Annotated in this window: 10 protein-coding genes; 4 read left to right on the top strand and 6 right to left on the bottom strand. The window is 72.4% G+C overall.

Going from position 1 to position 16,880, the window contains the following annotated elements:
- Window positions 1–40: 40 nt before the first annotated feature.
- The 5 genes from DEJ49_RS13640 to DEJ49_RS13620 form a co-directional block, all read right to left on the bottom strand.
- Window positions 41–2,299: a CDP-glycerol:glycerophosphate glycerophosphotransferase gene (locus tag DEJ49_RS13640; protein ID WP_150184375.1), complete on the bottom strand. Its 2,259-nt coding sequence runs from the start codon at window positions 2,297–2,299 to the stop codon at window positions 41–43.
- Window positions 2,300–2,468: 169 nt separating this feature from the next.
- A complete protein-coding gene (locus DEJ49_RS13635) occupies window positions 2,469–3,350 on the bottom strand; it encodes a carbohydrate ABC transporter permease (RefSeq protein ID WP_150184374.1) in 882 nt (293 codons plus the stop codon).
- A complete protein-coding gene (locus DEJ49_RS13630; protein ID WP_150188212.1) occupies window positions 3,347–4,627 on the bottom strand; it encodes a carbohydrate ABC transporter permease in 1,281 nt (426 codons plus the stop codon). Before DEJ49_RS13630 ends, DEJ49_RS13635 begins: the two co-directional genes overlap by 4 nt.
- Window positions 4,628–4,700: 73 nt before the next feature.
- Complete coding sequence (locus tag DEJ49_RS13625; protein WP_150184373.1) at window positions 4,701–6,095, bottom strand: ABC transporter substrate-binding protein; 1,395 nt, start codon at window positions 6,093–6,095, stop codon at window positions 4,701–4,703.
- 473 nt (window positions 6,096–6,568) lie between these two features.
- On the bottom strand, window positions 6,569–10,399 hold the full coding sequence (locus DEJ49_RS13620; protein ID WP_150184372.1) for an FHA domain-containing protein: 3,831 nt from the start codon (window positions 10,397–10,399) through the stop codon (window positions 6,569–6,571).
- A 463-nt stretch (window positions 10,400–10,862) separates the two neighbouring features.
- Between DEJ49_RS13620 and DEJ49_RS13615 the strand changes: the two genes are divergently transcribed.
- From DEJ49_RS13615 to DEJ49_RS13600, 4 genes are all read left to right on the top strand, one after another.
- Complete coding sequence (locus tag DEJ49_RS13615; RefSeq protein WP_150184371.1) at window positions 10,863–12,557, top strand: serine/threonine-protein kinase; 1,695 nt, start codon at window positions 10,863–10,865, stop codon at window positions 12,555–12,557.
- Between the two features lie 130 nt (window positions 12,558–12,687).
- Window positions 12,688–13,926: a serine/threonine-protein kinase gene (locus DEJ49_RS13610; RefSeq protein WP_150184370.1), complete on the top strand. Its 1,239-nt coding sequence runs from the start codon at window positions 12,688–12,690 to the stop codon at window positions 13,924–13,926.
- A gap of 365 nt (window positions 13,927–14,291) precedes the next feature.
- On the top strand, window positions 14,292–15,398 hold the full coding sequence (gene prfB / locus DEJ49_RS13605) for a peptide chain release factor 2 (protein WP_150184369.1): 1,107 nt from the start codon (window positions 14,292–14,294) through the stop codon (window positions 15,396–15,398).
- A gap of 290 nt (window positions 15,399–15,688) precedes the next feature.
- Entirely contained in the window at window positions 15,689–16,357 is a 669-nt protein-coding gene (locus DEJ49_RS13600; RefSeq protein WP_150184368.1) for an LPXTG cell wall anchor domain-containing protein, read from the top strand.
- 171 nt (window positions 16,358–16,528) lie between these two features.
- Here the strand turns inward: DEJ49_RS13600 and DEJ49_RS13595 are convergent, their stop codons facing one another.
- Window positions 16,529–16,720 (bottom strand): hypothetical protein, encoded by a 192-nt coding sequence (locus DEJ49_RS13595; protein ID WP_150168511.1) that lies wholly within the window; start codon window positions 16,718–16,720, stop codon window positions 16,529–16,531.
- Window positions 16,721–16,880 lie beyond the last annotated feature (160 nt).

The raw sequence follows: 16,880 nt of genomic DNA, 5'->3' as shown, positions 1-16,880 counted from the left end.
TCTCAGTGGTGGTTCGCTCGGCGCGGATCACAGGCGCGGATCACAGGCGCGGGGACCGCTGCAGCCCCGAGTACGGCACCCGATCGGGCCGCGGCGCACCCCCCGGCACCGGATGCCGCTCCTCCAGGGGCACCACGGACGGCAGCCCGCCCTGCTCGCCGAGCACCACGTGCCGCACCACGCGCTCCGCGGCGCGCCCGTCGTCGTACGCGCAGAACCGCTCGCGGAACGCCCGCCGCAGCTGCGCCGAGCGCGAGCCCGCCCAGTGTCCGGTGGCGAAGATGTCGGTGAGCTCGTCCTCGCTGCGCGCGACGGCGCCCGGCGGGAACGCGCGCACGTCGAAGTAGGTGCCGCGGGCCGCCTCGTAGGCCTCCCAGTCGTCGGCGTGCAGCACGATGGGCCGGTCGAGGTTGGCGTAGTCGAACATCAGGGACGAGTAGTCGGTGACCAGCGCGTCGGAGGCGAGGCAGAGCGACTCGACGCTCGGGTGGTCCGACACGTCGATGAGCCGCCCGGACGGCTGCTCACCGCCGGCGGCCAGAGGTGCCTCGTAGAAGTGGTGCGCGCGGGTCAGGACCACGAACCGCGGGCCGAGCGCGCGCAGCATCCGCTCCAGGTCGAGGGCGCGGAGCTGGCTGCGGCGGTAGTCGCGGTGGGTCGGCGCGTACAGGACGGCGACCGCGCCGTGCGGGATGCCGAGGCTCTGGCGCAGGCGGGCGACGTCGGCGGAAGTCGCTTTCTGAAAGCGGTCGTTGCGGGGGTAGCCGTACTCGAGCGTCGTGTACCCGGCGGGGAACACCCGTTCCCACACGAGTGTCGAGTGCCGGTTCGACGACAGCACGTAGTCCCATTTGTCGACGTTGCGCAGCAGCGCGGCGAAGTCCATGCCGCGCGCGGCCGCCGGGCGCTCCTGGAGGTCGAGGCCCATGTGCTTGAGGGGCGTGCCGTGCTGGGTCTGGACGAGGACCTGCCCGCGCCGCTTGACCAGCCTGCGGTCGAAGTTGACGTTGTTGACGAGGTACTTCGAGCGGGCGAGCGCCGTCCAGTACGCGGCCGAACCGGGCCGCAGCCTGCGCGTCGCCGCCGGGATCGTGTGGTGGTGCCGCGGATGCGCGATCCACGCGGTGCTCACCCCCGGCACCAGCTCGCGCATCGCGGCCTCCAGAGCGCCCGGATTGCAGCCGTAGCCACGTCCCCAGTACGAGGAGAAGACGGCGTGCCGGTCGCGCACGGGCAGCCGCAGCTGGACGCGGTAGTGCAGCTGGAGCAGGGCGCCCTTGGTGCGGCGGACCGCGTACGAAACGAATTGCCGGGCGCGGGCACGCAGCCGCAGAGCCGTCCACAGGCTCGTGTACGTGCGGTGCGAACCGAGCCGCACCAGGCCGTGCCGCAGCCGGGTGCGGGCGGGCACGGGGGCGCCCGGGGCGCGGTGGCGCCGGTAGTGGGAGCGGGCCCGGCGCAGGAACGTGGCGCGGGAGCCGCGCGGCAGCCTGCCCCGCTTCGTGAAGATCGTCGACAGGTGGTCGACCATGCGCCGGAACATCACGGGCCGCCACGCCGCGGACAGCTCGGGGTGCTCGTCGAGGAACGCGAAGACCCGGTCGTACTGGTCGAAGATGTCGAAGTGCTTGAGGCTCGTGGTGCCCAGGATGTTGCCCTGGCGGCGCTGGCGGTAGTGCACGCAGACCCGGTCGAGGGTGGCCATGGTGTCCGCCGTCATCAGGAGCGGATACGTCCAGGGCGTGTCCTCGTAGTAGCCGGGCGGGAAGGTGAAGCCCTCGCGCTCGATGAAGTCACGGCGGTGCGCCTTGTTCCAGGCGACCATGAGGACCTTGAGGAGCCCCGGCCGGTCGGCGAGGCGGAAGGGGGCGGCGCCCTCCTCGGTGAGATAAGCGGCGAACTGGTTGCGGACGGCGTCGCCGGACCAGAAGGTGCGCGCGTAGTCGTAGATCAGGACGTCGGGCTCGCCGGTCTCCTTGATGCGGTCGGAGATGGCGTGCAGGGAGCCGGGGGTCAGGGTGTCGTCGCTGTCCAGGAAGATCAGATAGTCGCCGGTGGCGTGCTCCATGCCGGCGTTGCGGGCCCGGCCGAGACCGACGTTCTCCTTGAGGTGAACGGCCTTCACGCGCGCGTCCCGTGCGGCGAACTCGTCGATGATCGCGCCGCTCGCGTCCGGCGAGCAGTCGTCGACCGCGATCAGCTCGAAGTCGGTGAAGGACTGTGCGAGGACGGAGCCCAGGCACTCGTGCACATACGCCTGCACCCGGTATGCGGGGACGATGACACTGAACCGGGGCAAGGCACATCCATGGGTCGGCGCGGTCATACTGCCCTAAAACGCCCACGGAGGTGATCGCGTTACGCCGACTGTGGCATCCGGGGGATGAACGCGGAGAGGCGGCCCGGTCAACCCGCCCGAGCCGCCCCTTCTGATACCGCGCGTCGCGCCGGTACCGCTCGTCGTACCGCTACTTCACCGCGCCCGCCATCACCCCGGACACGAACTGCCGCTGGAACGCGAAGAACACGGCCAGCGGGATCACCATCGAGATGAACGCGCCGGGCGCCAGGATCTGCACGTTGTCGCCGAAGAACCGCACCTGCTGCTGGAGCGCGACCGTGATCGGCGGGTTCTTGGAGTCGGCGAAGATCAGCGCGATCAGCATGTCGTTCCAGACCCACAGGAACTGGAAGATGCCGAGCGAGGCGATCGCGGGCGCCCCGAGCGGCATCACGACGCGCACGAAGAGCCGCAGCTCGCCCGCCCCGTCGAGCCGCGCCGCCTCCAGGAGTTCACGCGGGATCTCCGCGAAGAAGTTCCGCAGAAGGAAGATCGCGAACGGCAGGCCGAACGCCACATGGAAGGTGATCACGCCGATCGTGGTCTCGAAGATGCCGATCTTGCCGAAGAGATCGGCGATCGGCACGAGCGCCACCTGCACCGGGACGACGAGCAGCGCGACCACGCCGATGAACCACCAGTCGCGGCCCGGGAACTCCATCCACGCGAAGGCGTAGCCGGCGAGCGAGCCGATGACGACCACGAGCAGGGTGGCAGGGACGGTGATCATGATGCTCGACAGGATCGAGTCGGTGATCGTCTCGTCCTTGAGGAGCGTCGTGTAGTTGTCGAAGGTCAGCTGCGAGGGCGCGCTCAACGCCTTCCACCAGCCGCTCTCGCTCATGTCCTCCGGCGTGCGGAACGAGCCGATGAGCAGGCCGATCGTCGGCACCAGCCAGAACAGCCCCACAAGCACCAGGAACACCCGCAGCGCGGTGCTGCCGAGCAGGGACGCGACACGCCCCCCGACCGACTGCCTGGCCTTCACGATCTCGGTCTCAGCGGTCACCGTCGCGCCTCCCGCCTCATCCGCCGAATGTTGAACAGCATCACGGGGATCACGAGCAGGAAGAGCAGCATCGCGATGGCGCTGGCCACACCGTTTTCCTTGTCCAGGAACGCCGAGTTGTACAGCTGGACCGCGAGCACGTTCGCCTCGTCCTTCGACGAGCCCGGCGGGATCACGAAGACCAGGTCGAAGATCTTCAGTACGTTGATCATGAGCGTGACCAGGACCACCGCGAGGACCGGGGCGAGCAGCGGCACCGTCACCCGCCGGAACACCTGCCACTCGTTGGCGCCGTCCACCCGCGCCGCCTCGAGCAGCTCACGCGGCACGCTCGCCAGGCCCGCCGCGATCAGCACCATCGCGAACCCCGCCCACATCCACAGGTACGAGCCGATGATCGAGGGCGTGATCAGCGTGGGACCCAGCCAGTCGATGCCGTTGTACGCCTCGCGGAAATTGGACGCCGGATACCGCAGCTGGGCGCCGTCCGCCTCCTTCGGCAGCGCGAACGTGCCGTCGTCCGCCGCCTCGGTGGACGCCACCACCTCACCGTTCTTGACCGCCTCGATCTTGATGCCGGGATAACCGAACTCCGCGCTGTCGGGTGCGTTCGCCTTCCCGCGCCCCTTGCCGCGCGTGAAGTCCTGCCAGGCCGTGCCCGTGACCTGCTGCGGGTCGGCCTCGGCGGGCCGCGCCGCTTTCGCGTCGTCCGGCATCTGGTCCGGCGGCACACCCGTCAGCGGCAGCACCACGGGCGTGCCCGCCTTCACCGGCTCCTTGGTGATGAAGGCGCCGCCGCCCGCGTTCTTCAGCGGCGACGCGGTGCTCGGATGCGCCTGCGGGAACGCCGACGCCTCGGAGAACGTGTCGTGCACGCTCACCATCACGGCGTTGGCGACACCGCGGTCCGGGTCCGACTCGTACACGAGCCGGAAGATGATGCCCGCGGCCAGCATCGAGATCGCCATCGGCATGAAGATGACGAGCTTGAACGCCGTTCCCCAGCGCACCCGTTCGGTCAGGACCGCGAAGATCAGACCGAGGATCGTGGCGACCGTGGGCGCCACGATCACCCAGATCGCGTTGTTCTTGATGGCCGTGCGGATGCCGTCATCCGTGAAGAGGGTCTTGTAGTTGCCGAACGCGGTGAAGTCGCCCGAGTCGTCGAAGAAACTGCGGAAGAACGAGTACCCGATCGGGTACAGGACGAGCGCGCCGAGCAGCACCATGGCAGGCAGCAGAAAGAGCACCGCCATGGCCTTGCGCGTCCCGGTCACGCTCCTGCGCGGGGTCGGGGCCGGGGGCGGCGCCATCTCCGGCGCACCCCCGGCGTTCTCGGACGCCACCGCGTCAGTCCTTGTACGCCTTGGCCGCGGCGGTCTCCAGCACCTTCTGCGTGCCCGCGACGTCCTTGGGGTTCGCCAGGAAGTCCTGCAGCGCCTTCCACTCGCCCTTGCCCGGCGTGCCGCCGAAGGACTGGGGGGCCTGGTCGGACATGTCGAAGCGGATGTCGTCGCCCGCCGCGATCAGGTTCTTCGCGATGTTGCGCTGCACGTCGTTCGGGTACGCCGACATGTCCAGGTTCTTGTTCGGCGAGATGAAGCCGCCCGCCTCGGCCCAGATCTTCGCCGCGTCGGGCGAGCCCAGGAACGTGAGCAGCGCCTGCGCACCCTTGCTGCCCTTCAGAGCGACGGCGGCGTCACCGCCGACCACGGCCGGGGACTCGTCGCCGACCGCCGGGAAGGCGAACACCTTGGCGTCCGTCCCCACCTTCGCCTTCGTCTCCGAGATGGCGAGCGAGACCATGTCGCCCTCGAAGACCATGCCCGCCTTGGGCTGGTCGCCGCCGGTGAACGTCTGCTTCACCGACACCGGGAACTCGGTCTGCAGCGCGCCCTTCGCGCCACCCGCGACGAACCCCTTGGTGCCGAACACCTCGCCCAAGGTGCTCAGCGCCTTCTTGACGGACGGATCCGTCCACTTGATCTTGTGCTCGGCGAGCTGGTCGTACTTCTCCGGGCCCGCCTGCGAGAGGTAGATGTTCTCGAACCAGTCGGTGAGGGTCCACGCGTCGGCGCCCGCGACCGATACCGGCGGCACACCGGAGTCGTAGACGGTCTGGGCGGTCTTCATGAACGCGTCCCAGGTCTTCGGCTCCTCGACGCCCGCGTTGTCGAAGACCTCGGTGTTGTACCAGACCAGCGACTTGTTGGCGGCCTTGAAGTAGACGCCGTACTGCTTGCCGTCGACCGCGCCGAGCTCCTGCCACCCCTTCGAGTAGTTCTTGTCGAGCTGCTTCTGCGCCTCGGCGCCGACCGGCTTCGCCCACTTGTTCGCCACGGCCTGCTCGATCGCGCCGACCTGCGGCAGCATCGCGACGTCCGGCGGCTGGCCGCCGGCGACCTTCGACTCCAGGAAGCTGATGATGGGGTCCTGCGCGGGTACGAAGGAGACACTGGCGCCCGTCCGCTTCTCGAACTCGTCGAGAACCTTCAGGAACACCTTGCGCTCCGCACCGCCCCAGACGGCGGCCACGGACACGCTCTCCCCGTCGAGCTTGGGCAGCTGCAGCGACGATGCGGTGCCGCCGTCCGTCCCCTTGTCCCCCTTGTCCTCGTCACCGCTGTCGTCGCCGCCGCACGCGGTGACGGTGAACGCGAGCGCGCCCGCGACGACGGCCGAGGTGATTCTGGCGGTGGTACGCCGATGTAGCGGTGCCCTGCGTGTACGAAGAGTGCTGCGCATCACTGCCCCGTTCTCTTCCTGGCGAGTCCCGTGCGGTCTGGTCTACGCCCGCCCGGGGAGGGGCGGCAAGATGGCCTGCGCTGTCAACTCGCTGATCGTGATGGCGTTGTGACGTGGCGTCATGGGGTTTGGGGTGAGCTGCACGGACTGTCAGGTTCGGGGCGGTCGGGGCGGGGTGTGTCAGAGCAGGGGGGGGGACCTGGTCCGCGGAGACGGAGCGGGCGGCTCGCTCCAGTGCGCTGGCGAGGAGGGCGAGGTCGGTCGGCCTGTTGCCTGACTCCGGCACGGGCTGTGGGGTCCGGGGCGGTCGGGGCGGGGTGCCTGATGTCAGAGCAGCGAGGGCACCTGGTCCGCCGAGACCGAGCGGGCCGCCCGCTCCAGTGCGCTGGTGAGGAGGGCGAGGTCGGTCGGCCTGTTGCCTGGCTCCGGCACGGGCTGTGGGGTCCGGGGCGGTCGGGGCGGGGTGCCTGATATCAGAGCAGCGAGGGCACCTGGTCCGCCGAGACCGAGCGGGCCGCCCGCTCCAGTGCGCTGGCCAGCAGGGCCAGGTCGGTCGGCCCGTTGCCCAGCTCCCGCACCGGGCGGCGGGCCGGCGGATCGCCCATCCGCTCCCACTCCAGAGGCACGACCGTCGGCCGCAGCGTCGCCGTACGCGGAATGCGGCCCGTGACCCGGCCCGCCTGGAAAGCCGTGGCCCGGCCGTCCGGGGAGCGCAGCTCGCCCCGCCCGGGCGCGGGCTCCTCGGGCCCGGACGCCACCGCGTCGAGGACCACGTGCAGCGACGCGCGCTGCCCGAGCTCGGTCTCCAGGACCCGCTCGCTGCGCCCGGTGGTCGCCACGAGATGCACGCCGAGACGCTCCCCGTCCCGCGCGACCGCCTCAAGAGCGCGCACGACGGAACCGGCCGCGGGCCGCCCCGGGGACCCGAGCGCGGGCGAGAGCAGCGCGTCGAAGTCGTCGACGAGGACGACGAGCCGGGGCAGCGGCGGCCCAGGATCCACCCGCTGCCGCGCCGACGCGGGCCGCAGCCGCATGGTGGCGCTGGGCGGCGGGTCCAGGTCTCCGTCCAGCCCTTGCGCGGGCACGGAGGGCGCGGGCACGGAGGGCGCGGGCGGGGCTGGGGAGGTGGAGGCCGGGGAGGGGGAGTTCGCGGGGCGGGTGGCCGCGGAGGTGGGGTTCGTGGGGTGGGTGGCTTCGGGGCGTGCGGAGGCCGGGGAGGTGGAGTTCGTGGGGCGGGAGTTTCCGGAGGGGGAGTTCGCGGGCGGGTAGTTCGTGGGACGGGTGGCTTCGGGGCGTGCGGAGGCCGGGGAGGTGGGGTTCGTGGGGTGGGTGGCCGAGGGCGTGGCTCCGGAGCGTGCGGAGGGCACCGAGGGGGAGTTCGTGGGGTGGGAGGTCGCGGAGGGGGAGTTCCCGGAGCGGGTGGTTTCGGGGCGTGCGGAGGCCGGGGTCGCCGCTTCTGAGCGAGCCGAGGTCGTGGCGTCGGAGCGGGGGGACGCCGGCGCGGTGGACGCCGTCGTCGTGGCCGGCGCGGACGACTGTGACCGTTGCGTCACCATCCGTCCCGACACCTCCCGCCGCGTGTGCCACTCGGCGAACCCGAGCCTGCCGAGCAGCTCGGCCCGCCGCTTCAGCTCCGCGGCGAGCGACTGCGCGAACGCCCGCATCCGCACCGGGTCGTTGGCGACGAGATGTGTCGTGACGTGCGGCAGGTCCGTACAGACACCGAGCCCCGTCCCCTGCCGCCCGACCGCCCCGCCCGCACCGACACCGTCCCGCCCGTCGACGAGCACGATGCCGAGCCGGTCGGGGCGCTCGGCGGCCGCCAGGGACGCGGCGACGGAGCGCAGCAGTTCCGTACGCCCACTGCCCGCCGGGCCCTCCGCGAGCAGATGCGGGCCTTCCGCGCCGAGGTCCGCGACGACCGGGCCGCGCGGGCCCGCGCCGAGCACGGCCGTGGCGCGTCCGCCGAGGGCCTCGGGGTCGTCGGCGGCCGCCGCCCACCGCGCCATGAGCGAGGCGGGCGTGGCCCTGGCGAGTCCCAGCTCGTCGAGGAGCCGGGCCGACTGGGGCAGCGGCGCGGACACGCGCGCGTGGCCCTCGCCGGTCGTACCGTCCGTACGCAGCGGCGCGAGGGCTCGCGCGAACCGCTCGGCCCAGGCCGCCGACACCGCGTCCACCGCGGCGACGGTGCCGTGGCCCGCGGGCCGCCCGCCCGCCGTCCGCATCAGCCGCAGCGCGGTGGCCACGTCCCCGCTGAGCAGCGCGACCGCCCCGCACGCGCGGAAGGCGGGCGCCACCGCGCAGGCCGCCTCGTACGTGTCGAGGACCGGCGATGCGGGCGACGCGGCGACTGTCTCCGCGAGGCACACCACGTGGATTCCGGCCCGCGCGCCCTCACCGGCCAGCCGGACGGTGGACTCGCGCAGGGCCGCGGAGCCGGGGTCGCCGTCGACGACGACGACCGTGCGCGCGCCGGTCGGGGCCGTGCCCGCGTGCCCCGTGCCGCTGTCGGCGATGTGGTCGTCCAGGCGGCGGATCAACTCGTCCGTGCGGGCCGCCGCCTGGTCGCGGTCGTAGGCGAGGAGGAGTCGGCAGTCCTGGCCGTGCGCGGGACGCAGGTGGGGGAGCCAGCCGAGCCACGCCCACTCGGCGGTGCGCTCGGCCGTGGGGCGTGCCCGGTCCGTGCTGATGAGCACGATCTCCAGGGAGTCGGGGGAGTGCAGCGCGGCGAGCTGTGCGACGACCGCCCTGGCCAGGCCGGTGAGCCGGTCCCGGGGCCCGGCGAGGCCCAGCGAGCCGGCCTCGCGCAGCCCGACCGTGACGGGGACGGCGGGCAGCAGCCCTTCGCGTCCGTCGGCGGCGGGCAGGGCGCGGTCGACCGTGCCGAGGCGCACCGCGAGGGCCTCGGGGTGGCCGGGGCCGCGCTCCCAGAGGCGGGGGCCGGGGCCGAGCGCGGTGAGGAGCAGGGCGGCCGGATCGGGCCACGCCTCGGGCGTACGGGCGGCCGCGGTTATGGCGAGGTCCTCGGGGGAGGGGCCGAGCGGTCCGGCGCCGCGGTCGCCGGCGTGCCCGCCGTCCGCGTACGTCCCGTGGGACCCGCCGTGTCCGTCGCGCGCTACGTACTCTCCGTACTCCCCATATCCCCCGTACTCCTCGAACTCGTCGGGGCCGTCCGGGCCATCGTACGGATCGTGGCCCTGGTCGCCCTCCCGGCCGCCCTTGAGCCGTCGGGCCCAGGCCGAGAGTCCGCCGCGCTTGCGGAGGTTGCGCGGGACGGTCGTCCCGCGCGCGGGGGTGCCGGTGCGGGTCCGCTCGGTATCGGGGGCGCTGCCCTGGTGCGGCACGACGGGGTTCGCGGCGGCGGTGGGGTCGACGCCGCCGGGCATGCCGTGGTCGACCGGCGCGGGCTGCGTTCCGTACGCCCCGTAGGGGCTCTGCGCGCCGTGGGCAGGCCCGGCGCCGTACGCCCCCTGCGCGTTCTGGGCGCCGGTGTCGTACGTACCCGCGCCGCCGCTTCCGGTGCCGGTGCCGCCCGCGGCGCCCCAGCCCGCCGGGCCGTACGCATGGTGGGCGGCGGAGCCGTTCGGTGCCGCCTCCACGAGGGTGGGCGGGGCCGTCCCCGCGGGCCGCACGCGCACGTGGCCCTCGCCGTCGGGCGCCGTCGCGAGCGCCGTGCCCGCGCCGGACGCGGGGCCGCCGACGCCGTCCGTCAGCCGGAGCGCGGACTCGCCGATGCGGAGCAGGGAGCCGGGGGAGAGGCGCACCGGACGGTCGGTGACCTCCAGGCCGTCCACCGCCGTGCCGTTCGTCGAGCCCAGGTCCGTGACCGTCACCCGGCCGTCCGGGGTGAGCGTGACCGCGCAGTGCATGCGGGAGACGTCCGGGTCGTCCAGCGGGACGTCCGCGTCCGCGGAGCGGCCGACCTGGATCCGGCCGCCGTGCAGGAGATGGACACCGCCCGCGTCCGGCCCCGCCACCACGTGCAACTGGGCGGCGGCGCCCGCGAGTTCCGGCCCCGGCTCGGCGGGGGCGCCGAGCGAGAGCACCGCTCCGTCGATCAAGGGGGGCTCGCCGAGCGTGCAGCGCTGGGCGTCGAGGCGGTCCGGGCCCGCGTACAGCACGAGGGGGGCGTCGCTGCCCGCCACGGTCGTGGCCAGACCGGAGGCCACCGCGGCCAGCGCGGTCCCGGCGGGCGCGGTGACCAGGACGTCACAGGCACCCTGGGGCCCGGTCGCCGCCGCGGGGCGGTCTTGCCGCTCGGTCTGGCCGCTGCGCGGCCCGAGGACGGTCAGCCGGATCTGCATCGCCGTCAGCGGTCCCTTCTGCGCTGGGCGCCCGGCACGGGGACACGCGCTGTGATTCCCCCCACCGCACACGGGCACGTCGGCCAGTACTGAAGGCATCCTCGCACCTGCCACTGACAACACGCCCGGCGGCCACCTGTAAGTGATCTTGATTGGTCGGCTCTGCTCGGAAAAGTGCCTGCTTGGACCGTTGCGGATATCTCCGGGCGTTGTTGAGCGAAGGTCGAATCGGAACCACCCGGCGAGACCGATTCGGAACCACTCGGCAACCAATGGCCACGGCCGAGCGTCTTTCCACCGAACAACGATCCGGAATGCCCCGGAAAGAAAAAGGCCGGGCGGAATCGGACCGGCCGGTGCCATGTTCGACGGCATTACAGTGGGTCGGAACACCATCGGACAGCCCCCCGGACATGACCAGCGTCCGGGTCGGGACCAGCCAGACCAGCAGGGAGCGCATGACGTGCGGCCGGTAGGCAGCAAGTACCTGCTCGAGGAGCCGCTCGGGCGCGGCGCCACGGGCACCGTCTGGCGAGCCCGCCAGCGGGAGACCGCGGGCGCCGAAGCGGCCGTCCCGGGCCAGCCCGGCGAGACCGTCGCGATCAAGGTCCTCAAGGAAGAGCTCGCCAACGACGCGGACGTCGTGATGCGCTTCCTCAGAGAGCGGTCCGTCCTGCTCAGGCTGACGCACGAGAACATCGTCCGCACCCGCGACCTGGTCGTCGAGGGCGATCTGCTCGCCCTGGTCATGGACCTCGTCGACGGCCCGGACCTGCACCGCTACCTCCGCGAGAACGGCCCGTTCACGCCGGTCGCCGCGGCCCTGCTCACCGCCCAGATCGCCGACGCGCTCGCGGCCAGCCACGCCGACGGCGTCGTGCACCGCGACCTGAAGCCCGCCAACGTCCTCCTCAAGCAGGACAGCCAGGGCATGCACCCGATGCTCACCGACTTCGGCATCGCGCGCCTCGCGGACTCCCCGGGCCTGACCCGTACGCACGAGTTCGTCGGCACGCCCGCGTACGTCGCGCCGGAGTCCGCCGAGGGCCGCCCCCAGACCAGCGCCGTCGACATCTACGGCGCGGGCATCCTTCTGTACGAGCTCGTCACCGGGCGCCCGCCGTTCTCCGGCGGCTCCGCCCTCGAAGTCCTGCACCAGCACCTCAGCGCCGAGCCGCGCCGCCCCTCGACCGTTCCCGACCCGCTGTGGACGGTCATCGAGCGCTGCCTCGACAAGGACCCGGACCGCCGCCCCAGCGCCGAGAACCTCGCCCGCGGCCTGCGCGCCGTCGCCGAGGGCGTCGGCGTGCACTCCACCCCGGCGCAGATCGCCGCCGCGGAGGGCGTCGGCGCGCTGCTCATGCCCGACCCGTCGCCGGCCCACGTCCCGGAGACCCCGGGCGCGGCCGACCCGACGCAGGTGCTGCCGAGCAACGCGGGCTCGTACGACCCGAACGCCGCGACCAGCGTCATGCAGAGCACCGGCGGCCACGGATCCGGCACGGGCGACGCCGACCCGACCTCCGTCCTGCCGAACAACCGCGGCGGCAACGCCGACCCGACCGCCGTCATGCCGCCGGTCCCGCAGAACGGCCCCGGCGGGGACCCCAACGACCCGCATCCCTGGCAGAGCCAGATGGCCGCGGCCCGCGACCGCAACGAACAGACGCAGTACCAGGCGCACCTGGACCCCGAGCAGGACCCGCTGCGCCGCCGCCCCCAGCGGCAGGTCGCCCGCCCCCAGCAGCAACAGCCGCACCCGCAGCAGTACGCGCCGCAGCAGCCGCGCGGCCAGCGGCAGCAGCGCCAGCAGTACGCGCCGGCGCCCCAGCAGCAGTACCAGCCCCAGCACCAGCCGCAGCAGTACGCGGCGCCGCCGCAGGCCCCGCCGCCGCAGCAGCCCGCACCGCGCCCCACGCGGGAGCCCCGCGAGCCGCGTCAGCCGAGGCAGCGCAGCGCCAACCCGATGAAGATCCCGGGCCTCGGCTGCCTCAAGGGCTGCCTCTTCACGATCGTCATCCTCTTCGTGGCGAGCTGGCTGGTCTGGGAGTTCAGCCCGCTCCAGGACTGGATCGGTACGACGAAGAGCTTCTGGGGCCAGCTCTCGGACGGGTACGACAAGATCAGTGAGTGGCTCGGCAAGCTCAACGGCAACTAGCCGACGTGCCGCGATCCCCGTGCGACGTTGGGGATTTGTCGACATCTGCAGAGTGATTTCTGCTCCCGGAGTGAAGGTTGGCGGCAAGGCCGCGTAGTTTTGTCGCCAACACGCATCCGTAGGAGCAGTCTTGACGCGCAAGATCGGCAGCCGGTACACCGCCCACCAGATCCTGGGCCGTGGCAGCGCCGGCACGGTGTGGCTCGGCGAGGGGCCAGAAGGCCCCGTCGCCATCAAGCTGCTGCGCGAGGACCTGGCCTCCGACCAGGAACTCGTCGGCCGCTTCGTCCAGGAGCGCACGGCGCTGCTCAGCCTCGACCACGCGCGCGTGGTGGGCGTCCACGACCTGGTGGTCGACGGCAACGACCTCGCCCTCGTCATGGACCTCGTCCGCGGCACGGACCTGCGCACGCGGCTCGACCGCGAGCGGCGCATGGCGCCGGAGGCCGCCGTCGCCATCGTCGCGGACGTCGCCGACGGGCTCGCCGCGGCGCACGCCGCGGGCATCGTGCACCGCGACGTCAAGCCCGAGAACGTCCTCCTGGACATGCAGGGCCCCCTCGGACCCGGCGGCTCCCACCCCGCCCTCCTCACCGACTTCGGCGTCGCCAAGCTGATCGACTCCCCGCGCCGCACCCGCGCGACGAAGATCATCGGTACGCCCGACTACCTCGCCCCCGAGATCATCGAGGGCCTCCCGCCGCGCGCGGCCGTCGACATCTACGCGCTCGCCACGGTCCTGTACGAACTCCTCGCGGGCTTCACCCCCTTCGGCGGCGGCCACCCGGGGGCGGTCCTGCGCCGCCACGTCACGGAAACCGTCGTCCCCCTCCCCGGCATCCCCGAGGAGCTCTGGCAGCTCCTCGTCCAGTGCCTGGCCAAGGCCCCCGCGTCCCGGCTGCGCGCCTCCGAGCTGGCCTCGCGGCTGCGGGAGCTGCTGCCGCTGGTCGCGGGGATGCCGCCGCTGGACGTCGACGAGCCCGACACGGAGCCTTCGCCGGCCGAGGAGGCGTACGAGGACTCGGCGCCGCCCGAGCCCCGCGAGACCGCGCCCCGGCGCGGCGCCGTCCCCCTCGTCCCCGGCTCCGCCTCCGCGGACTCCAACCGCGACACGCACACGTCCATGCGTGTCCCCGGGCCCGACGAGCTGGCCGGCGGCGCCCGCGGCACGGCCCGCGCACCCCGCGCCGCGGGCACGGCCCGCCCCGGCTCCGCCAAGCACCGCACGTCCGCGCGGCGCCGCAGGATCACGCTCGGCGTGGCGGGGGCGGTCCTGGTGGCCGCGGCGGGCGTAGGCACGTGGGTCGCCACGAGCGACGACGACACCCCACCCTCGGAGCCGGGCAACTCAGCCCCCCAGACCCCTTGACCCCGCCTGCGGGCAGCCGGTGGCTGTTCGCGCAGTTCCCCGCGCCCCTAGGTGGTCCTGGCCACTCGGCACCAGAACGCCCCGCCCGGCCGAAGGCCGGCTCAGGGGCGCGGGGAACTGCGCGAGCAACCCGGGACGGCCCGCAGCTGACCGGGCAGGGCGCGGTGCGCGGCGCCGGGACGTGCCGGGTGGCTGGAGCGTGGCTCAGGGGCGCGGGGAACTGCGCGGGCAACCCGGGACGGCCCGCAGACGACCGGGCAGGGCGCGGGGAACCGCGTGGGCGGGCCGCCGTGGGGCTCGGGGGTGAGGGGGCCGCCCCGGAGGGGGCGCCGAGTCACCCTTGCCGGAACCGTTACGCTGGAGTCGTGGCAGTCGTCGATGTATCCGAAGAGCTCAAGTCCCTCTCCTCGACCATGGAGTCGATCGAGGCCGTCCTGGACCTCGACAAGATGAGGGCCGATGTCGCCGTGCTCGAGGAGCAGGCGGCCGCCCCGTCCCTCTGGGACGACCCCGAGGCGGCGCAGAAGATCACCAGCAAGCTGAGCCACCTCCAGGCGGAGGTCAGGAAGGCCGAGGCGCTCCGTGGGCGCATCGACGACCTCGGCGTGCTGTTCGAGATGGCCGAGGAGGAGGACGACCCGGACACCCGCGCCGAGGCGGAGTCCGAGCTCGAGTCCGTCAAGAAGGCGCTGGACGAGATGGAGGTCAGGACCCTCCTCTCCGGGGAGTACGACGCGCGCGAGGCCGTCGTCACCATCCGCGCCGAGGCCGGCGGCGTCGACGCCTCCGACTTCGCGGAGAAGCTGCAGCGCATGTACCTGCGCTGGGCCGAGCGCCACGGCTACAAGACGGAGCTCTACGAGACGTCGTACGCGGAAGAGGCCGGCATCAAGTCGACCACCTTCGCCGTGAACGTCCCGTACGCCTACGGAACGCTCTCCGTGGAGCAGGGCACCCACCGCCTCGTGCGCATCTCGCCCTTCGACAACCAGGGCCGCCGCCAGACCTCCTTCGCCGGCGTCGAGATCCTCCCCGTGGTCGAGCAGACCGACCACATCGAGATCGACGAGAGCGAGCTGCGCATCGACGTGTACCGCTCGTCGGGCCCCGGCGGCCAGGGCGTCAACACGACGGACTCCGCGGTCCGCCTGACCCACCTGCCGACCGGCATCGTCGTCTCCTGTCAGAACGAGCGCTCGCAGATCCAGAACAAGGCGACCGCGATGAACGTCCTCCAGGCGAAGCTCCTCGAGCGTCGCCGCCAGGAGGAGCAGGCGAAGATGAACGCCCTGAAGGGCGACGGCGGCAACTCCTGGGGCAACCAGATGCGTTCGTACGTCCTGCACCCCTACCAGATGGTGAAGGACCTGCGGACGGAGTTCGAGGTCGGCAACCCCGAGTCCGTTTTCAACGGCGAGATCGACGGTTTCCTGGAAGCCGGAATTCGCTGGCGCAAGCAGCAGGAGAAGTAAATACCGCCCTGAGCGGCTTTATCGACAAGGCAACTGCTGCCCATTGGGCGGCAGTTGCCTCTTGCGTCACAGTCCCATCTCCGTATGCCGGTCAACTCCCCCAATTTCGGACATCGCGCGCGCAACGACCTTGACGCTGCTGTGAAAAGTGGAAAGGCTAGCGCGCGGCATGCGTATTTCTGGGGCGCGTGGGATCTGTGGGGGCCGGTCGAATCGACCGAGTCGCCCCCGGCGAACGCAGCCCCGGACGCTGCCTCACTGACGATTCAGCTACTGGGGGTAGCAGCCAGATGACAAAGAAGACGCGGATCCGTGTCGCGCGGATAGCCGCGGGCGCCGTGATCGCCGCGGGCGCCTCGCTGACCGCCGCGGGTGCCGCATCGGCCCTCGACGTGGGCGTCGACCTCGGCGGTGTGAGCGCGGGCGCTCACGCGGACGAGAGCGGCGTCGGCGTGGACGTGAACGTCCCCGGTCCGGGCGACGAGACCCCTCCGGGCGACCCGGAGATCCCCGGCCCCGAGGACCCGGAGGACCCGGGTGAGCCCACCGAGGAGCCCACCGAGCCCACCGAGGAGCCCACGGAGCCGACCGAGGACCCGGAGCCCACCGAGGACCCGACCGACCCCTCCGACCCGCCCACCTCGGACCCGACCGACCCGGGTCACGACAACGGCACCGGCGGCGGCAGCGGCGGTGGGGGCGGCAACGACAACAACCCCGACGGCGGCTCCAACCCCGTCGAGCAGGGCAAGGGCAAGGACAGCCTGACCGACACGGGCTCCAAGCCGGTCGAGCAGGGCGGCAACCACGCCCAGCCCGCGGCCGACAAGGGTGAGCTCGCCGAGACCGGCGCCACCGAGACGACGTTCCTGCTGATCGGCGCCGCGACGATGATCGCCGGCGGCATCGGCTTCCGCATCCTGCCGCGCCTCGTCGGCAACCGCGGCGCCGCTGCCTGACCCTCGCGGTCAGTGCGGCGGTGACGTACGCCACGTACGCCACGCACGGCACGTACGCCACGTACGTATGAAGAAGGGCCCGGAGCTTCTCGAAGCTCCGGGCCCTTCCGTGTGGCGTCCACAACGACGCTGTGACTCTCTGTGTGCCAGGTCCTACCGATTCCAGCCGTTCTACGCGGACTGGTGCGCCAACAGCGCGACCGCCGCGATCAGCACCACGAGCAGCGCTATCAGAGCCGCGGGGTTGAGCCCCGCGAAGGGGCCCTCCTGCTGCATGCGCTCGCGATTGGCCCGGCACACGGGGCAGCGGCCTTCACTCACGGGCGCTGCGCAGTTCGCGCATACCAACCGATCCAGGGTCATGCGCTTCTCCTCCCGCACAGTCTCAGCCTGCCCAACGCTAGGGGTAACCCAATCGTTCCCCCTACCACTGTGCCAGCTTCCACGGATTTCGGCGCGGCCCGCCCCTTCGTGACGGTTTCCGACACCGCCAGGCGTGACAATTCGCGCAACTCAGGACGCC

It is taken from the genome of Streptomyces venezuelae (genome assembly GCF_008642335.1).
Lineage (GTDB): Bacteria > Actinomycetota > Actinomycetes > Streptomycetales > Streptomycetaceae > Streptomyces > Streptomyces venezuelae_F.
The sequence above is the reverse complement of the archived record's forward strand: the minus strand, read 5'-3'. Positions and strand labels throughout refer to the sequence as shown.